Here is a 14469-nt window from a genome sequence, read left to right as displayed (position 1 = left end):
AATTTTATTTGGTTAAAAGCAAATACATTGTACTAGCCAACGAAATTAAAGACACAAAAGTACTTATGGATTCCAGACCTGTTTTTCCTGTTCCCCAAGTTTTTTGCTTTAATGGTTTTACAAATATAAAATCATTTGGTTGTAAATAGTAATACGGTGATTTCATTACATTAATATCTGTCAAATCCAGATCATGCATCTCTACACCTGTAGGTGATTGGCGCATTATGGTCACTGCCTTTCTATTTCCTGTTAAGGCGATATCTCCCGAATTTGCAATTGCCTCCATAATAGTCAATCGATCCTGAAACAAAGTTTTGGTTCCTGTACTTCCAATTTCTCCCGTAATCGTGTATCGAAATCCTGCCAATTTAACCGTAACAAAAAGGTTTGCTTCTTTATTAAAATATTCTTCTAATAATTTTTTTTCGATTCTTAATCGTATTTCATCTGTTGTATAGCCAATAACATTCATTTCTCCCAACACCGGAATTCTAATATTTCCATGGTCATCAACTGTAAATCCGTCAAAATACAAAGCCGAGGGTGATTTCCCCACTTCGCCATCAACTGTACTAAAGATAGCTACCAACTTAGGATCTATAGCTTTTATGCTCAAACTCAAAACATCATTTATTTGTACTCGATAGGGTTTTGAAACCACCATAGAAATGGAAGACAAAGCATCAGCGTCTCCTTTATTTTGCAAATAATTAAGGTCTCGTACAGAAATACAAGAGGAAAAAAGAAGCACAACCGCTGCCATTAAAAAGAAAACAGACTTATTCATTTCTATGTTTTTGAGAACAAATATAGCTTTTCATTTACTATATTAAAAGTTTGACGAATTTTTACGAAAATTAATTACTTTTAATTGACTTTTCGAAGGGGATTCTATGCAAAATACTTCGTCCTAAGGTAACTTCATCAGCATATTCCAACTCATCTCCTACCGCAATACCTCTAGCTATTGTCGACATAATAATATTGCTATCTGCGATTTGTTTATAAATATAAAAATTGGTCGTATCTCCTTCCATAGTAGAGCTTAACGCAAAAATTACTTCTGCCACCAAACCGGACTTTACTTTTTCAACCAAAGAACTTATTTTCAACTGACTAGGACCAACACCTTCGATCGGGGATATTTTACCTCCCAAAACGTGATAAACACCACGAAATTGTCCTGTTCCCTCAATTGCCATAACGTCTCTAATGTCCTCAACCACACAAACTAGCTCATGATTCCTTTTTGGATTAGCGCAAATCTCGCAAACATCATGGTCAGATATATTATGGCAGTTCTTGCAATATTTGATATCAGTTCTCATAGCAACCAAAGCCTGCGAAAGAAAATCAGTTTGTTCTTTTGGCTGTTTTAACAAATGCAAAACCAGGCGCAATGCAGATCGCTTACCAATTCCTGGTAGTTGCGAAATTTCATTCACTGCCTTTTCAATTAATTTAGACGAAAATTCCATAATAAAAATAGGTCAAACAACCGTAGTCGTTTGACCGTTCAAAATTAATATTGATTTGTAGCAAGTAATGTTAAAGTACAGGCAACTTCTGATTTTATATTATTCAACTCCAACAATTGCATTAATTCTGGATTCTCTGACCCTGGATTAAAAATTACTCGTTTTGGACTTGCTTCAACTATATAATTGTAATAATCACGTTGTCTGCTTGGGTTTAAATACAAAGTAACTGTATCCACATTTTTTAAAGGAACAGCTTTGGTTTGAATTTTTATTCCTGCAACTTCACCAGCATTCTGTCCAATTGCCAAAACCGAATGACCTTTACTAACTAAATTTATAATTGCTTTATTCGCCATTCTTTCTGCTTTTATAGAAGCACCAAGAACTAATGTTTTTTTATTTTTCATTATCTAAAAGATATAATTTTTATAATTAAATTGCCTTAACAACCTTTTATTATTGGTTTTGATTTTTTACTCTAGTGTATAGACCAGAATCAAAATTTGGTTTTATTGTTTCTCCAAAAAGACTTCAGCCATCATGCACCTTGCACTTCCTCCCCCATTCACTTCGATAGTAGTAAGGTCAGAATGTAAAATTGTCACGTGTTTTTCAATTTGCTCAATTTGTTTTGCTGTCAAAGAATTATAAGCAGTTGTACTCATAACCAAAAATCGCTTATCGTCTGCGCCAAGAACTTCTAGCATATTTCCGGCAAAACTACCCAATTGCTTTTCTGTCAATAAAATAATTTCTTTTTCATCTTTTTTAAGACTTTCCAAAACCATTTTTCGTTCTTGCTTATCATCAATACAATCTGCACAAAGTACCGCAAAAGTACTTCCTACACACATCATTACATTGGTATGATATATCAATTTTCTTTCTGAGTCCACGGTTTGATAAGCTTCAAAAATTACTGGAGCATAATCAAAATCCTCACAAAATTCGATAAATAACTCTTCATCTGCACGAGGTGAAAGTGCGCAGTACGCTTTTTCATTTGCCCTATCAAGTACGATACTACCCGTCCCTTCAAGATAAAACCCATCCTCCTCTGCCGATGTATAATCAACAATGTTTTCAATCTTAAATCCTTGCTCTTCTAGCAAATCTAATATATCCTCTCGTCTTTCTAATCGTCTATTCTCAGCAAACATTGGATAAAAACCAACATCTCCATTGTCATGAAATGAAACCCAGTTATTAGGAAAAATACTGTCGGGCGTATTTGGCTCAATTGTATCATCAACCACAACAACCGTCACTCCTACTTCTCTTAGTTTTACAACCAAACGATCAAATTCTTGCTGAGCTTTGGCATTAACTGTTAAAGGCAATGAATCAACATCACCAACTTGATAATAGTTATTTACGGCTGTTTGCTCATTTAAACGAAACGCCACAGGACGTATCATTAATATAACATTAGTATTTTGTTTCATTTTATTTTTTTTTACTCTCTAATTAATGGTAAAGTTGAACATCTAAGCAAACCTTCTTGTTTAGCAATCTCAGCATAAGGAATCTCTTCAACGATAAAACCTTTTTTTCTAAGCCAATTATTCAATCTACTAAAATTCTTTTCAGAAACAACAACGTTCTCATCTATAGAGAACACATTTGAATTCATATTATACATTTCATTACGTTTTATATGAAACAAATTATCTTTCCCAAACAAATCAACTAAATACAAATAATCCGCCTCTTCACGAAAACCTCTTTTGTAGATAATACCTTTATCTTTTCCTACTGGCTGAAAACAACAATCTAAATGCAATGCATTATCTCGTGCTTCAATTTTAGACTTCATTAAGTCAAACTCCTTAACTATTTTATTAGGAAACATTTTTTTCAAATATGCAACCCCTTGTACATTGGTACGTGCTGTAATGTAAGCTTTGTAATCACTCCCTTTGTAGGTACCTACAAATACATGATCACCCCATAACATAACGTCACCACCCTCAATATGAACCTCCGTAGGTGGCCTAACAACCTTACTTGGATCAATAGTGTCAATAACATACTGTATCGCTTCTAACTCAAGCTCACGGTCCGGTAAAATATTACTTTTAACAAAAACATCTCCTATTACAAAACCAATATCTCTGGTAAATATTTGATTATAATTTTCTATAAGTTCGGGTCTATATACTTTAACATCATATTTAACCAAAACTTTTTCAAAAGCATTCATTTCCTCCACCATATCCACTTCAAGAGGATAGGTACCTGCTAAGATATGTTCTTTTGATTTTGGATCATAGGCGTCTTCAATCTTTGGAGTTGAACCATTGCTATGGGCAGTACCCAATACAACTGATACTAATTTTGAAGTTTCGTTATTTACATTTAATTCTATCATATAGGAATATCAATTTAAACAAAGGTAAAAAAAAAGCCCCACCAAATGGCGGAGCTTGATATGAATTAAGCAAATACTTAAATTAAAATTCTCTTAAGGTTGCACCTGTATAAATTTGTCTCGGTCTTCCGATAGGTTCTTTGTTTTCACGCATTTCTTTCCATTGAGCAATCCATCCTGGTAATCTACCAATAGCAAACATAACAGTAAACATATCAGTAGGTATCCCTAATGCTCTGTAAATGATTCCAGAGTAAAAATCTACATTAGGATATAAATTTCTAGACTTGAAATATTCATCTTCTAAAGCAGCTGCTTCTAATTTTCTAGCGATATCCAAAATAGGATCTTCAACACCTAAAGTTGCAAGAACTTCATTAGCGGCCTTTTTGATGATCTTGGCACGTGGATCAAAATTCTTATATACTCTATGTCCAAAACCCATCAATCTAAATGGATCCTCTTTATCTTTTGCTTTCGCTAAATATTTTTCAGTATCTCCACCATTGTTATGAATCTCTTCTAACATTTCAAGAACTGCTTGATTGGCACCACCATGAAGTGGACCCCATAAAGCAGAAACTCCTGCAGAAATAGAAGCAAATAAGCCAGCGTGAGACGAACCTACCATTCTTACTGTAGAAGTAGAACAGTTTTGCTCATGATCTGCATGTAAAATAAACAATTTATCTAATGCCTCAATAAAGGTCTTATTAACTTTGTATGGCTCAGTTGGAATCTCAAACATCAATCTCATGAAGTTTTCAACGTATCCTTTTGTGTTATCATAATAGTTCAAAGGATACCCCATGTTTTTTCTAAAAGTCCAAGTTGCTATAACCAAGAATTTACCCATAGTTTTACAAACTGCACAATACATATCTTTTTCATTCTCTACATCAACAGATTTAGGATTAAAAGAAGTTAATGCGCTTGTCATAGCAGCCAATATACCCATAGGATGAGCAGTCTTTGGAAAACCATCCAAAATACTCTTCATCTCTTCATTAACTAGCGTATACTTACGGATATCATTCTCGAATTTCTCAAGAACTTCCGCCGTAGGCTTTTCTCCAAATATTAAAAGATAAGATACCTCAAGAAAATTGGCATTTTCAGCCAAATCTTCGATACCATAACCTCTGTAACGTAAAATACCAAGTTCTCCATCTAGGAACGTGATTTCACTTGTACAAGAACCTGAATTTTTATACCCTGGATCAAGAGTAACCAAACCCGTTAAATCTCGTAATTTCTTAATATCAATGGCTTCTTCGTTTTCGCTCCCCTTAAAAATAGGAAACTCATACCTTTTACCATCGATTTCTAATATAGCTGTTTTTGACATAATACTTTGGAAATAAATCTTAGAATTTAATAATGCTCAAAGCTAATGAATTTAAGACTAATTAAAAAATGAATAATACAATGAAAATGTTAAAACTCACAAAAAAAGCCATCTACTAAAAGTAAATGGCTTTAAAATTATGTTAACAAAAATTTATTTTTGTTTGAATGCATTTTTTCCAGGAAAATAGGCAGTATCACCTAATTCTTCCTCTATTCTAATCAATTGATTATATTTAGCCATACGATCAGAACGAGAAGCAGAACCAGTCTTAATTTGACCACAGTTCAATGCTACTGCTAAGTCAGCAATAGTATTATCTTCTGTTTCACCTGAACGGTGTGACATTACAGATGTATAACCCGCATTTTTTGCCATATTTACAGCTGCAATAGTCTCTGTCAAAGTACCAATTTGATTCACTTTTACCAAGATTGAATTTGCAATTCCTCTTTCGATACCTGTAGACAAACGCTCTACATTAGTAACAAACAAGTCATCTCCAACCAATTGAACTTTGTCACCAATTTTATCAGTCAACAATTTCCAACCATCCCAGTCATTTTCATCCATACCGTCTTCGATAGAAATAATTGGATATTTCGCTACCAATTCAGCTAAATAATCAACTTGCTCAGCAGAAGTTCTTACTTTTCCAGTTTCTCCTTCAAATTTAGAGTAATCATACTTACCGTCTACATAAAATTCAGCAGCAGCACAGTCCAAAGCTATCATAATTTCGTCACCAAAAGTATAACCAGCATTTTCAACAGCTAATTTAATAGTATCCAAAGCATCTTCTGTTCCTCCAGCTAAAGTTGGTGCAAAACCACCTTCATCTCCTACAGCAGTGCTTAAGTTTCTATCATGAAGTACTTTTTTCAAACTATGAAAAATCTCAGTACCCATTTGCATTGCATGAGTAAATGAAGTTGCCTTTACAGGAAAAATCATAAATTCTTGAAAAGCAATCGGAGCATCAGAGTGAGAACCTCCATTGATAATATTCATCATCGGTACTGGCAATGTATTAGCAGAAACACCACCAACATATCTATACAAAGGCAATCCTAACTCATTAGCTGCTGCTTTAGCAACTGCAAGAGATACACCTAAAATAGCATTTGCTCCCAATTTTGATTTATTTGGCGTACCATCTAAATCAATCATCATTTGATCAATTGAGTTTTGTTCGAAAACTGACGTACCAACTAATTCTTCAGCAATAAGTGTATTCACATTTTTCACTGCATTCAAAACCCCTTTACCTAAATAGGCTTTTCCACCATCACGTAACTCTACAGCTTCGTGCTCACCAGTTGAAGCCCCAGATGGAACTGCCGCTCTACCTAAAACACCACTATCAGTGATTACATCTACTTCAATAGTAGGATTCCCTCTAGAATCGAAAATTTGTCTTGCGTGAATTTTAATAATAATGCTCATACTTCTTTAATTTTAAATTATAATACACAAATATATTCTATCTTTTTTAATGATAATGTAAATAAAAATGAATGTTATTAACGAAAACGATATCTTTTACTTTTTAAACAAAACAACCTAAGTATTTTATAGAAAAACACAACTATTTTGACTCAATAAAAAATAACACAACATTAAATTTCAAATTTATTAATCTTTAACTAACTTTTTTAATGTTTTCCACAAATTGATCAAACAAGTAAGATGAATCATGTGGTCCCGGACTAGCTTCAGGATGATATTGAACAGAAAAACAATTTTTATTTTTCAAACGCATACCTGCAACAGTGCCATCATTCAAATGAAGATGCGTGATCTCTAGATCAGGATGATTTTCTAACTCCTCTTTATTAACAGCGAATCCATGATTTTGAGACGTAATTTCGCCTTTACCACTGATCACATTTTTAACAGGATGGTTAATACCTCTATGCCCATTGAACATTTTATAGGTCGAAATACCATTGGCCAAACCAATAATCTGGTGACCTAAGCAAATACCAAACAAAGGTTTATTATTTTCAAGGATTTCCTGAGCTACAGCAATAGCGCCAGATAAAGGTTCTGGATCACCAGGGCCATTAGACAAAAAGAAACCATCAGGATTAAAGGAGGCTAAATCACTATACGAAGCATCATAAGGAAATACTTTAACATAACAATCTCTTTTGGCCAAATTACGCAAGATATTGGTTTTGATACCTAAATCTAAAGCGGACACTTTATATTTGGCATTTTCATCACCATAAAAATAAGCTTCCTTCGTAGAAACCTTAGAAGCAAGCTCCAAACCTTTCATATCAGGAACATTACTAAGTGCCTCTTTCAAGTCAGCAACCGATGTACCATCAGTACTTATAACAGCATTCATAGCTCCATTTTCACGGATATAGCTAACTAATGCTCTAGTATCTACATCTGATATACAGATAAGATTTTCTTTGATAAAATAATCTTCTAAACTTTCAGAAGCATCTTCACGTGAGTAATTAAAACTGAAATTCTTGCAAACCAAACCAGAAATTTTGATCCCAGATGATTCAACCTCCTTCTCATTTACACCATAATTACCAATATGTGGATTAGTAGCTACCATAATCTGACCACAATAAGATGGGTCAGTAAAAATCTCTTGATAACCTGTCATACCGGTATTAAAACACACTTCACCAAAAGTAGTTCCACTAATACCTATAGATTTTCCGTGAAAAATTGTACCATCACTTAATAAAAGTATGGCGCTCTGTCTTGTTGTATATTTCATTCTTGATTTAAATTTAAATAGTCTGCACTTGCAGTACAACTATACTAATTTGTAGATAAATATTATGCAAATTTAACCCATTAAAATGATGGATACAAATTTTTGAATGTTATTGTAAAAAATATGCTGAATGTGCACAAAACTGGACTCAACCCCCATAAATAGGCAAAAAAAAAGGATAAACTATAAATAGTTTATCCTTAATTCTTATTGAATTATTACTTTCATAATTATTCAGCAGCATCAGTAGTCGATTCTGAATCAGCTTCAACAACTGGAGCTTCAGTAGCCTCATCTGCTTTTTTGGCTTTTCCACCACGACGGCTTTTTGCTTTTTTAACTTCTTTTTTACCACCGTTGTAGATCTCATTGAAATCCACTAATTCGATCATTGCCATATCAGCATTATCTCCTAAACGATTTCCAACTTTAATGATACGTGTGTATCCACCTGGACGGTCACCAACTTTAGCAGCTACATCTCTGAATAAATCAGTTACAGCATATTTGCTACGTAAGTAAGCAAAAACAATACGACGATTGTGCGTAGTATCATCTTTAGATTTTGTTATTAAAGGCTCAACAAATTGTTTAAGCGCTTTTGCTTTAGCAACAGTAGTATTAATACGTTTGTGCTCAATAAGAGAACAAGCCATATTAGCTAACATAGATTTTCTATGTGCTGTCTGTCTGCTTAAGTGATTGAATTTTTTTCCGTGTCTCATGACGTGTTTTTTTAAACCCTCATCTTGCTACTATCCTCTATGGAGAGCAAAATATGAGTAATTTATTCTTTATCTAGTTTGTATTTCGCTAAGTCCATACCGAAAGTTAAATTCTTCACAGCAACAAGTTCATCAAGTTCTGTTAAAGATTTTTTACCAAAATTACGGAATTTCATTAGGTCATTTTTATTGAACGATACTAAATCACCAAGTGTATCAACTTCAGCCGCTTTCAAGCAGTTTAATGCTCTCACAGATAAATCCATATCAACAAGCTTAGTTTTAAGCAATTGTCTCATGTGTAATGATTCCTCATCATAAGATTCTGTTTGCGCAATTTCGTCAGCCTCGAGTGTAATTCTTTCGTCAGAGAATAACATGAAATGGTGAATTAAAACTTTTGCAGCCTCAGTAAGAGCATCTTTAGGATTAATTGATCCATCAGTTTTAATTTCAAAAACTAATTTCTCGTAATCTGTTTTTTGCTCAACACGGAAGTTTTCAATTGCATATTTTACATTCTTTACTGGAGTAAAGATTGAATCTGTAAAAATGGTACCAATTGCAGCGTTTTGTTTTTTGTTCTCCTCAGCAGGAACATATCCTCTACCTTTTTCGATTGTTAAATCTAGGTTTAGTTTGATTTTACTATCTAAGTTACAGATTACTAGTTCTGGATTCAAAACTTGGAAACCTGAGATAAATTTTTGAAAATCACCAGCTGTTAACTGATCTTTACCAGTAACAGAAATACTAACTGATTCATTATCTATATCTTCAATTTGACGTTTGAAACGTACTTGTTTTAGATTAAGAATGATTTCGGTAACATCTTCAACAACTCCTGAGATAGTAGAAAACTCATGATCTACACCCTCTATGCGGACAGATGTAATTGCATAACCTTCTAATGCTGAAAGCAAAACTCTTCTAAGTGCATTACCAACAGTCAATCCGTAACCAGGTTCTAAAGGTCTGAATTCAAACTTACCTTCAAAATCGGTTGAATCGATCATGATAACTTTATCGGGCTTCTGAAAATTAAATATTGCCATAAATTTCGACTAAGTCAATTATTATTTGTTGTACAACTCTACGATTAATTGTTCTTTAATGTTTTCTGGAATTTGAAGTCTAGCAGGTACAGTAACAAAAGTACCTTCTTTAACGTCATTATTCCAAGTAATCCATTCATAAACATGACTTGAATTAGACAAAGAACGTTCGATAGCCTCTAATGACTTAGATTTTTCACGAACTGCAACTTTATCACCTGGCTTTAAGTGATAAGATGGAATATTTACAACTTCACCGTTAACAGTGATGTGTCTGTGAGAAACTAATTGTCTAGCACCTCTTCTAGAAGGAGCTACGCCCATTCTAAAAACAACGTTATCCAATCTTGCCTCACACAATTGTAAAAGAACTTCACCTGTAACACCTTTAGTAGCAGATGCTTTTTTAAATAAACCTCTGAATTGTTTTTCTAAAATCCCGTAAGAATATTTAGCTTTTTGCTTTTCCATCAACTGGATAGCATATTCAGATTTTTTACCTCTTTTCTTAGCCATCCCGTGTTGCCCAGGAGGGTAATTTCTTTTTTCGAAAGCTTTATCGTCTCCGAAAATTGCCTCGCCAAATTTACGAGCAATTCTAGTTTTTGGACCAGTATATCTTGCCATTTCTGTTAATTTTTTTAAAGTAGAGATTATGAATTCAGGTCATATCCTTCGATAATCGTTAGTTCTACTTTGTTATACTTAATTATTATTATTTAAACTCTACGTCTTTTAGGAGGACGACATCCATTGTGAGGCATTGGAGTAACATCGATAATCTCTGTAACTTCAATTCCACCGTTATGCAAAGAACGGATAGCAGACTCACGTCCGTTTCCTGGCCCTTTAACATAAACTTTCACTTTTTTCAATCCAGCCTCAAGAGCTACTTTACTACAATCTTCTGCTGCCATTTGGGCTGCGTATGGAGTATTCTTTTTAGAACCTCTAAAACCCATTTTACCAGCTGAAGACCAAGAAATAACTTCACCTTTTTTGTTTGTCAAAGAAATGATGATGTTATTGAAGGTAGCAGAAATATGAGCTTCACCCGTTGATTCAACGATAACTTTACGTTTTTTTGCAGTTGCTTTAGCCATATTACTTATTATTTAGTTGCTTTTTTCTTGTTTGCAACAGTTTTTCTTTTACCTTTTCTAGTTCTAGAGTTATTCTTAGTTCTTTGTCCTCTTAACGGAAGACCAGTTCTATGACGAATACCTCTGTAACATCCAATATCCATTAAACGTTTGATGTTTAAAGAAACTTCAGAACGTAATTCACCTTCAATTTTGTAAACTCCAACAGCTTCACGAATTGCTCCGATCTCTTCGTCATTCCAATCTTGAACTTTCTTATCTTGGCTTACTTGAGCTTTTTCTAAAATCTCAATAGCTCTACTTTTTCCTAATCCAAAGATGTAGGTAAGTGCTATAACACCTCTCTTGTTTTTTGGGATATCTACCCCTGCTATTCTTGCCATAATTATCCTTGTCTTTGTTTAAATCTAGGATTCTTTTTGTTTATTACGTATAATCTTCCTTTTCTACGTACGATAATGCACTCGGCACTTCTCTTTTTTACTGATGCTCTTACTTTCATTGTGAATTCTTTTAATATCTATAAGTAATTCTTGCTTTAGACAAATCGTAAGGACTCATTTCTAGTTTCACTTTATCACCAGGTAATAATTTGATATAATGCATACGCATCTTTCCAGATATATGAGCAATTACCACATGTCCATTTTCTAACTCTACACGGAACATCGCATTTGATAATGCTTCAATGATTGAACCGTCTTGTTCTATTGCTGATTGTTTTGCCATAAAATTAAGCTACTGCTTTCCTGTTTTTACCAGTCTTCATTAATCCATCATAATGTTTATTTAACAAATATGAATTGATTTGCTGTATTGTATCAATCGCAACACCAACCATAATTATCAAAGAGGTACCTCCAAAAAACATCGCCCAAGATTGTTGAACATCCATAACACTTACAACAATAGCCGGGAACACAGCTATCAACGCAAGAAATAAAGATCCTGGAAAAGTAATTAAAGACATTACTTTATCTAAAAAATCTGAAGTTTCAGCTCCCGGTCTAACACCTGGAATAAAACCACCACTTCGTTTTAAATCGTCCGACATCTTATTAGTAGGAACGGTAATCGCAGTATAGAAATATGTAAATACAACAATTAAAGTTGCAAAAACAAAATTATACCAAAAACCGAACATATTACTAAAAGCGCCAACAATACTTTGTGATGCATCTGATTTAGACAAACCAGCAACTGCAGCAGGAACAAACATAATAGCCTGAGCGAAGATAATAGGCATAACTCCTGAAGCATTAAGCTTTAAAGGAATCCATTGTCTATTACCACCAAGACTATCTTGCTCAAATTCTCCTGAAGCAGTACGACGAGCGTACTGAACTGGTATTTTTCGTATTGCCATTGTCAATAAAACACAAGCAATAATAACTAACAACCAAATAATGATTTCGATTACCAATAACATTGGTCCACCATTATTGTTAGTTACTCTTGTTGTAAATTCTTGAATAAATGCTTGAGGAAATCTTGCTAGAATACCCACCATAATTAAAAGTGAAATTCCATTCCCAATTCCTTTATCAGTTATCTTCTCTCCTAACCACATGGCAAAAATTGTCCCTGTAACTAAAATAACAACTGAAGAAAATAAGAATTCAAAAGAATTAAATCCTAATAAAAATGCACTACCAGGTAAAGTTCTATAAAGATTATAAATATACGTTGGTCCTTGAACTAACGTAATAACGATAGTCAACCAACGTGTAATTTGATTAATCTTTTTTCTACCGCTTTCACCATCACTCTGGAGTTTTTGCAAATAAGGAATAGCTATTCCCATAAGCTGAACTACGATTGATGCCGAAATGTAAGGCATAATTCCTAAGGCAAAAACTGAAGCCTGAGAAAATGCACCTCCAGTAAACATGTCAAGAATTGAACCAATCCCTTCCTTAGTTTGACCAGCTAGATTTGCCAACTGTGTCGCATCGATTCCAGGAAGTGTTACTTGAGCTCCAAAACGATAAACCAAAAGCAAACCTAATGTGATTAAGATTCTGTTCTTTAGTTCTTCAATTTTCCAAACATTACTAATTGATTCAATAAATTTCTTCATACTTATTTGAAAAATTATATTGTTACAGCTTCTCCACCAGCAGCTTCAATAGCAGCTTTTGCAGTAGCAGTAAATTTGTGAGCAGTTACTTTTAATTTTGCTTTCAATTCTCCTCTTCCTAAAATCTTAACGATTTCATTCTTAGTAGCCAAACGATTACTTACATAAGTTGTCATATCGACAGCATCTGTAATTACACCATTATCTACTAACAATTGAAGAGTATCTAAATTAACACCTTCGTATTCTTTACGGTTGATGTTTGTGAAACCAAACTTAGGCACACGTCTTTGAAGTGGCATTTGCCCTCCTTCAAAACCAATCTTTTTTGAATATCCAGAACGAGATTTTGCTCCTTTGTGACCTCTTGCAGAAGTACCACCTTTTCCAGAACCTTCTCCTCTACCTAATCTTTTATTTTGATTGTGCGTTGACCCTTCAGCTGGTTGTAAGTTACTTAAATTCATAACAGTATTTGTTATTTAGTTTCTTCGACAGAAACTAAGTGTTTAACTTTGTTTATCATCCCAAGGATTGCAGGGTTTGAATCATGTTCTACAACCTGACCCATTTTACGTAGACCTAAAGCTTCTAATCCTCTTTTTTGAGAAAGGGGACAGTTGATTTTACTTCTAACTTGTTTTACTAATAATTTAGCCATAATTTCCTTGAATTAACCTTTAAAAACTTTTTCTAATGAAAGTCCTCTCTGTTTTGCAACAGTATAAGCACTTCTCATTTGTAACAAAGCATCAAAAGTTGCTTTTACTACATTATGAGGATTCGATGATCCTTGAGATTTAGATAATACATCGTGAATTCCTACTGACTCAAGAACTGAACGAACAGCTCCACCAGCAATAACTCCAGTACCATGAGAGGCTGGAATTAAAAATACACGTGCACCACCAAATTTACCTTTTTGTTCGTGAGGTACTGATTGACCATTCAAAGGAATTTTTACTAAATTTTTCTTAGCATCTTCTACCGCTTTTGCGATTGCTTCAGAAACATCTTTAGATTTTCCTAATCCATGTCCTACAACACCATTTTCATCACCTACAACTACAATAGCAGAAAAACCAAATGCTCTACCACCCTTTGTAACTTTAGTAACACGATTTACACTTACCAAACGATCTTTTAAATCAAGACCTCCTGGTTTTACTAATTCTATACTTTTGTACTTATTAGACATACTTATTAGAATTTAAGCCCAGCCGCTCTCGCGCCTTCAGCTAATGATTTAATACGACCGTGATATAAATAACCTCCTCTATCGAAAGTTACCGTTTCAATCCCAGCTTTTAACGCTTTCTCTGCAACTAGTTTTCCAACAGCAGCAGCAACTTCAACGTTCGTACCTTTTTCTATTTCTTTTTCTCTTGATGAAGCAGCTAATATAGTAACACCGTTTACGTCATCAATAAGTTGAGCATAAATTTCGTTGTTACTTCTAAAAACAGATAGTCTAGGCTTTGCAGTAGTACCGCTAATAGTCTTTCTAATTCTGAATCTAATTCTCTGTCTTCTTTCAGGTTTCGTTAATGACAT

20 protein-coding genes are annotated in these 14469 nt (G+C 34.0%); all 20 read right to left on the bottom strand.

Translation table 11 applies throughout. The annotated features are described in order from the left end of the window. Positions 1–4 precede the first annotated feature (4 nt). The gene (locus FFWV33_RS07665) at positions 5–790 is read right to left on the bottom strand and encodes a polysaccharide biosynthesis/export family protein (protein ID WP_108740353.1); all 786 of its coding nucleotides are present in this window, start codon (positions 788–790) and stop codon (positions 5–7) included. 70 nt (positions 791–860) lie between these two features. After that, positions 861–1481, bottom strand: a complete 621-nt coding sequence (recR, locus tag FFWV33_RS07660; RefSeq protein WP_108740352.1) for a recombination mediator RecR — start codon at positions 1479–1481, stop codon at positions 861–863. Between the two features lie 44 nt (positions 1482–1525). Continuing rightward, the gene (locus FFWV33_RS07655) at positions 1526–1891 is read right to left on the bottom strand and encodes a CoA-binding protein (protein WP_108740351.1); all 366 of its coding nucleotides are present in this window, start codon (positions 1889–1891) and stop codon (positions 1526–1528) included. A 102-nt stretch (positions 1892–1993) separates the two neighbouring features. After that, a complete protein-coding gene (gene ctlX / locus FFWV33_RS07650; protein WP_108740350.1) occupies positions 1994–2929 on the bottom strand; it encodes a citrulline utilization hydrolase CtlX in 936 nt (311 codons plus the stop codon). An 11-nt stretch (positions 2930–2940) separates the two neighbouring features. Beyond that, complete coding sequence (locus FFWV33_RS07645; protein ID WP_108740349.1) at positions 2941–3855, bottom strand: dimethylarginine dimethylaminohydrolase family protein; 915 nt, start codon at positions 3853–3855, stop codon at positions 2941–2943. 82 nt (positions 3856–3937) lie between these two features. Then, a complete protein-coding gene (locus FFWV33_RS07640; protein ID WP_108740348.1) occupies positions 3938–5203 on the bottom strand; it encodes a citrate synthase in 1266 nt (421 codons plus the stop codon). Between the two features lie 153 nt (positions 5204–5356). Beyond that, positions 5357–6649, bottom strand: a complete 1293-nt coding sequence (eno, locus tag FFWV33_RS07635) for a phosphopyruvate hydratase (RefSeq protein WP_108740347.1) — start codon at positions 6647–6649, stop codon at positions 5357–5359. A gap of 196 nt (positions 6650–6845) precedes the next feature. Further along, positions 6846–7952, bottom strand: a complete 1107-nt coding sequence (gene carA, locus FFWV33_RS07630) for a glutamine-hydrolyzing carbamoyl-phosphate synthase small subunit (RefSeq protein WP_108740346.1) — start codon at positions 7950–7952, stop codon at positions 6846–6848. A 230-nt stretch (positions 7953–8182) separates the two neighbouring features. After that, the gene (gene rplQ, locus FFWV33_RS07625) at positions 8183–8677 is read right to left on the bottom strand and encodes a 50S ribosomal protein L17 (RefSeq protein ID WP_108740345.1); all 495 of its coding nucleotides are present in this window, start codon (positions 8675–8677) and stop codon (positions 8183–8185) included. A gap of 62 nt (positions 8678–8739) precedes the next feature. Beyond that, complete coding sequence (locus FFWV33_RS07620) at positions 8740–9732, bottom strand: DNA-directed RNA polymerase subunit alpha (protein WP_035659211.1); 993 nt, start codon at positions 9730–9732, stop codon at positions 8740–8742. A gap of 21 nt (positions 9733–9753) precedes the next feature. Then, the gene (gene rpsD / locus FFWV33_RS07615; RefSeq protein ID WP_108740344.1) at positions 9754–10359 is read right to left on the bottom strand and encodes a 30S ribosomal protein S4; all 606 of its coding nucleotides are present in this window, start codon (positions 10357–10359) and stop codon (positions 9754–9756) included. Positions 10360–10451: 92 nt separating this feature from the next. Then, positions 10452–10835: a 30S ribosomal protein S11 gene (gene rpsK / locus FFWV33_RS07610; RefSeq protein ID WP_024981527.1), complete on the bottom strand. Its 384-nt coding sequence runs from the start codon at positions 10833–10835 to the stop codon at positions 10452–10454. An 8-nt stretch (positions 10836–10843) separates the two neighbouring features. Further along, positions 10844–11218, bottom strand: coding sequence for a 30S ribosomal protein S13 (gene rpsM, locus FFWV33_RS07605; protein ID WP_108740343.1), 375 nt, complete (start codon positions 11216–11218; stop codon positions 10844–10846). A 2-nt stretch (positions 11219–11220) separates the two neighbouring features. Continuing rightward, entirely contained in the window at positions 11221–11337 is a 117-nt protein-coding gene (gene ykgO, locus FFWV33_RS07600) for a type B 50S ribosomal protein L36 (RefSeq protein ID WP_002987490.1), read from the bottom strand. An 11-nt stretch (positions 11338–11348) separates the two neighbouring features. Continuing rightward, positions 11349–11564, bottom strand: coding sequence for a translation initiation factor IF-1 (gene infA, locus FFWV33_RS07595; RefSeq protein WP_026714631.1), 216 nt, complete (start codon positions 11562–11564; stop codon positions 11349–11351). Positions 11565–11568: 4 nt separating this feature from the next. Next, on the bottom strand, positions 11569–12915 hold the full coding sequence (gene secY, locus FFWV33_RS07590) for a preprotein translocase subunit SecY (RefSeq protein WP_108740342.1): 1347 nt from the start codon (positions 12913–12915) through the stop codon (positions 11569–11571). Positions 12916–12929: 14 nt separating this feature from the next. Further along, the gene (gene rplO, locus FFWV33_RS07585; protein WP_108740341.1) at positions 12930–13382 is read right to left on the bottom strand and encodes a 50S ribosomal protein L15; all 453 of its coding nucleotides are present in this window, start codon (positions 13380–13382) and stop codon (positions 12930–12932) included. A gap of 11 nt (positions 13383–13393) precedes the next feature. Then, on the bottom strand, positions 13394–13576 hold the full coding sequence (rpmD, locus tag FFWV33_RS07580; protein WP_007803665.1) for a 50S ribosomal protein L30: 183 nt from the start codon (positions 13574–13576) through the stop codon (positions 13394–13396). A 12-nt stretch (positions 13577–13588) separates the two neighbouring features. After that, positions 13589–14113: a 30S ribosomal protein S5 gene (rpsE, locus tag FFWV33_RS07575; protein WP_108740340.1), complete on the bottom strand. Its 525-nt coding sequence runs from the start codon at positions 14111–14113 to the stop codon at positions 13589–13591. Between the two features lie 5 nt (positions 14114–14118). After that, the gene (gene rplR / locus FFWV33_RS07570) at positions 14119–14469 is read right to left on the bottom strand and encodes a 50S ribosomal protein L18 (RefSeq protein ID WP_108740339.1); all 351 of its coding nucleotides are present in this window, start codon (positions 14467–14469) and stop codon (positions 14119–14121) included.

It is taken from the genome of Flavobacterium faecale (assembly GCF_003076455.1).
Taxonomy (GTDB): domain Bacteria; phylum Bacteroidota; class Bacteroidia; order Flavobacteriales; family Flavobacteriaceae; genus Flavobacterium; species Flavobacterium faecale.
The sequence above is the reverse complement of the archived record's forward strand: the minus strand, read 5'-3'. Positions and strand labels throughout refer to the sequence as shown.

Coding starts and splice junctions, on each gene's coding strand:
- ykgO (WP_002987490.1), bottom strand. CDS start 11,337: ATGAAAGTAAGAGCATCAGTAAAAAAGAGAAGTGCCGAGTGCATTATC.
- secY (WP_108740342.1), bottom strand. CDS start 12,915: ATGAAGAAATTTATTGAATCAATTAGTAATGTTTGGAAAATTGAAGAA.
- infA (WP_026714631.1), bottom strand. CDS start 11,564: ATGGCAAAACAATCAGCAATAGAACAAGACGGTTCAATCATTGAAGCA.
- eno (WP_108740347.1), bottom strand. CDS start 6,649: ATGAGCATTATTATTAAAATTCACGCAAGACAAATTTTCGATTCTAGA.
- recR (WP_108740352.1), bottom strand. CDS start 1,481: ATGGAATTTTCGTCTAAATTAATTGAAAAGGCAGTGAATGAAATTTCG.
- carA (WP_108740346.1), bottom strand. CDS start 7,952: ATGAAATATACAACAAGACAGAGCGCCATACTTTTATTAAGTGATGGT.
- FFWV33_RS07640 (WP_108740348.1), bottom strand. CDS start 5,203: ATGTCAAAAACAGCTATATTAGAAATCGATGGTAAAAGGTATGAGTTT.
- rpsM (WP_108740343.1), bottom strand. CDS start 11,218: ATGGCAAGAATAGCAGGGGTAGATATCCCAAAAAACAAGAGAGGTGTT.
- rpmD (WP_007803665.1), bottom strand. CDS start 13,576: ATGGCTAAATTATTAGTAAAACAAGTTAGAAGTAAAATCAACTGTCCC.
- rplO (WP_108740341.1), bottom strand. CDS start 13,382: ATGAATTTAAGTAACTTACAACCAGCTGAAGGGTCAACGCACAATCAA.
- rpsD (WP_108740344.1), bottom strand. CDS start 10,359: ATGGCAAGATATACTGGTCCAAAAACTAGAATTGCTCGTAAATTTGGC.
- FFWV33_RS07645 (WP_108740349.1), bottom strand. CDS start 3,855: ATGATAGAATTAAATGTAAATAACGAAACTTCAAAATTAGTATCAGTT.
- FFWV33_RS07665 (WP_108740353.1), bottom strand. CDS start 790: ATGAATAAGTCTGTTTTCTTTTTAATGGCAGCGGTTGTGCTTCTTTTT.
- rpsK (WP_024981527.1), bottom strand. CDS start 10,835: ATGGCTAAAGCAACTGCAAAAAAACGTAAAGTTATCGTTGAATCAACG.
- ctlX (WP_108740350.1), bottom strand. CDS start 2,929: ATGAAACAAAATACTAATGTTATATTAATGATACGTCCTGTGGCGTTT.
- FFWV33_RS07620 (WP_035659211.1), bottom strand. CDS start 9,732: ATGGCAATATTTAATTTTCAGAAGCCCGATAAAGTTATCATGATCGAT.
- rpsE (WP_108740340.1), bottom strand. CDS start 14,113: ATGTCTAATAAGTACAAAAGTATAGAATTAGTAAAACCAGGAGGTCTT.
- rplR (WP_108740339.1), bottom strand. CDS start 14,469: ATGTCATTAACGAAACCTGAAAGAAGACAGAGAATTAGATTCAGAATT.
- FFWV33_RS07655 (WP_108740351.1), bottom strand. CDS start 1,891: ATGAAAAATAAAAAAACATTAGTTCTTGGTGCTTCTATAAAAGCAGAA.
- rplQ (WP_108740345.1), bottom strand. CDS start 8,677: ATGAGACACGGAAAAAAATTCAATCACTTAAGCAGACAGACAGCACAT.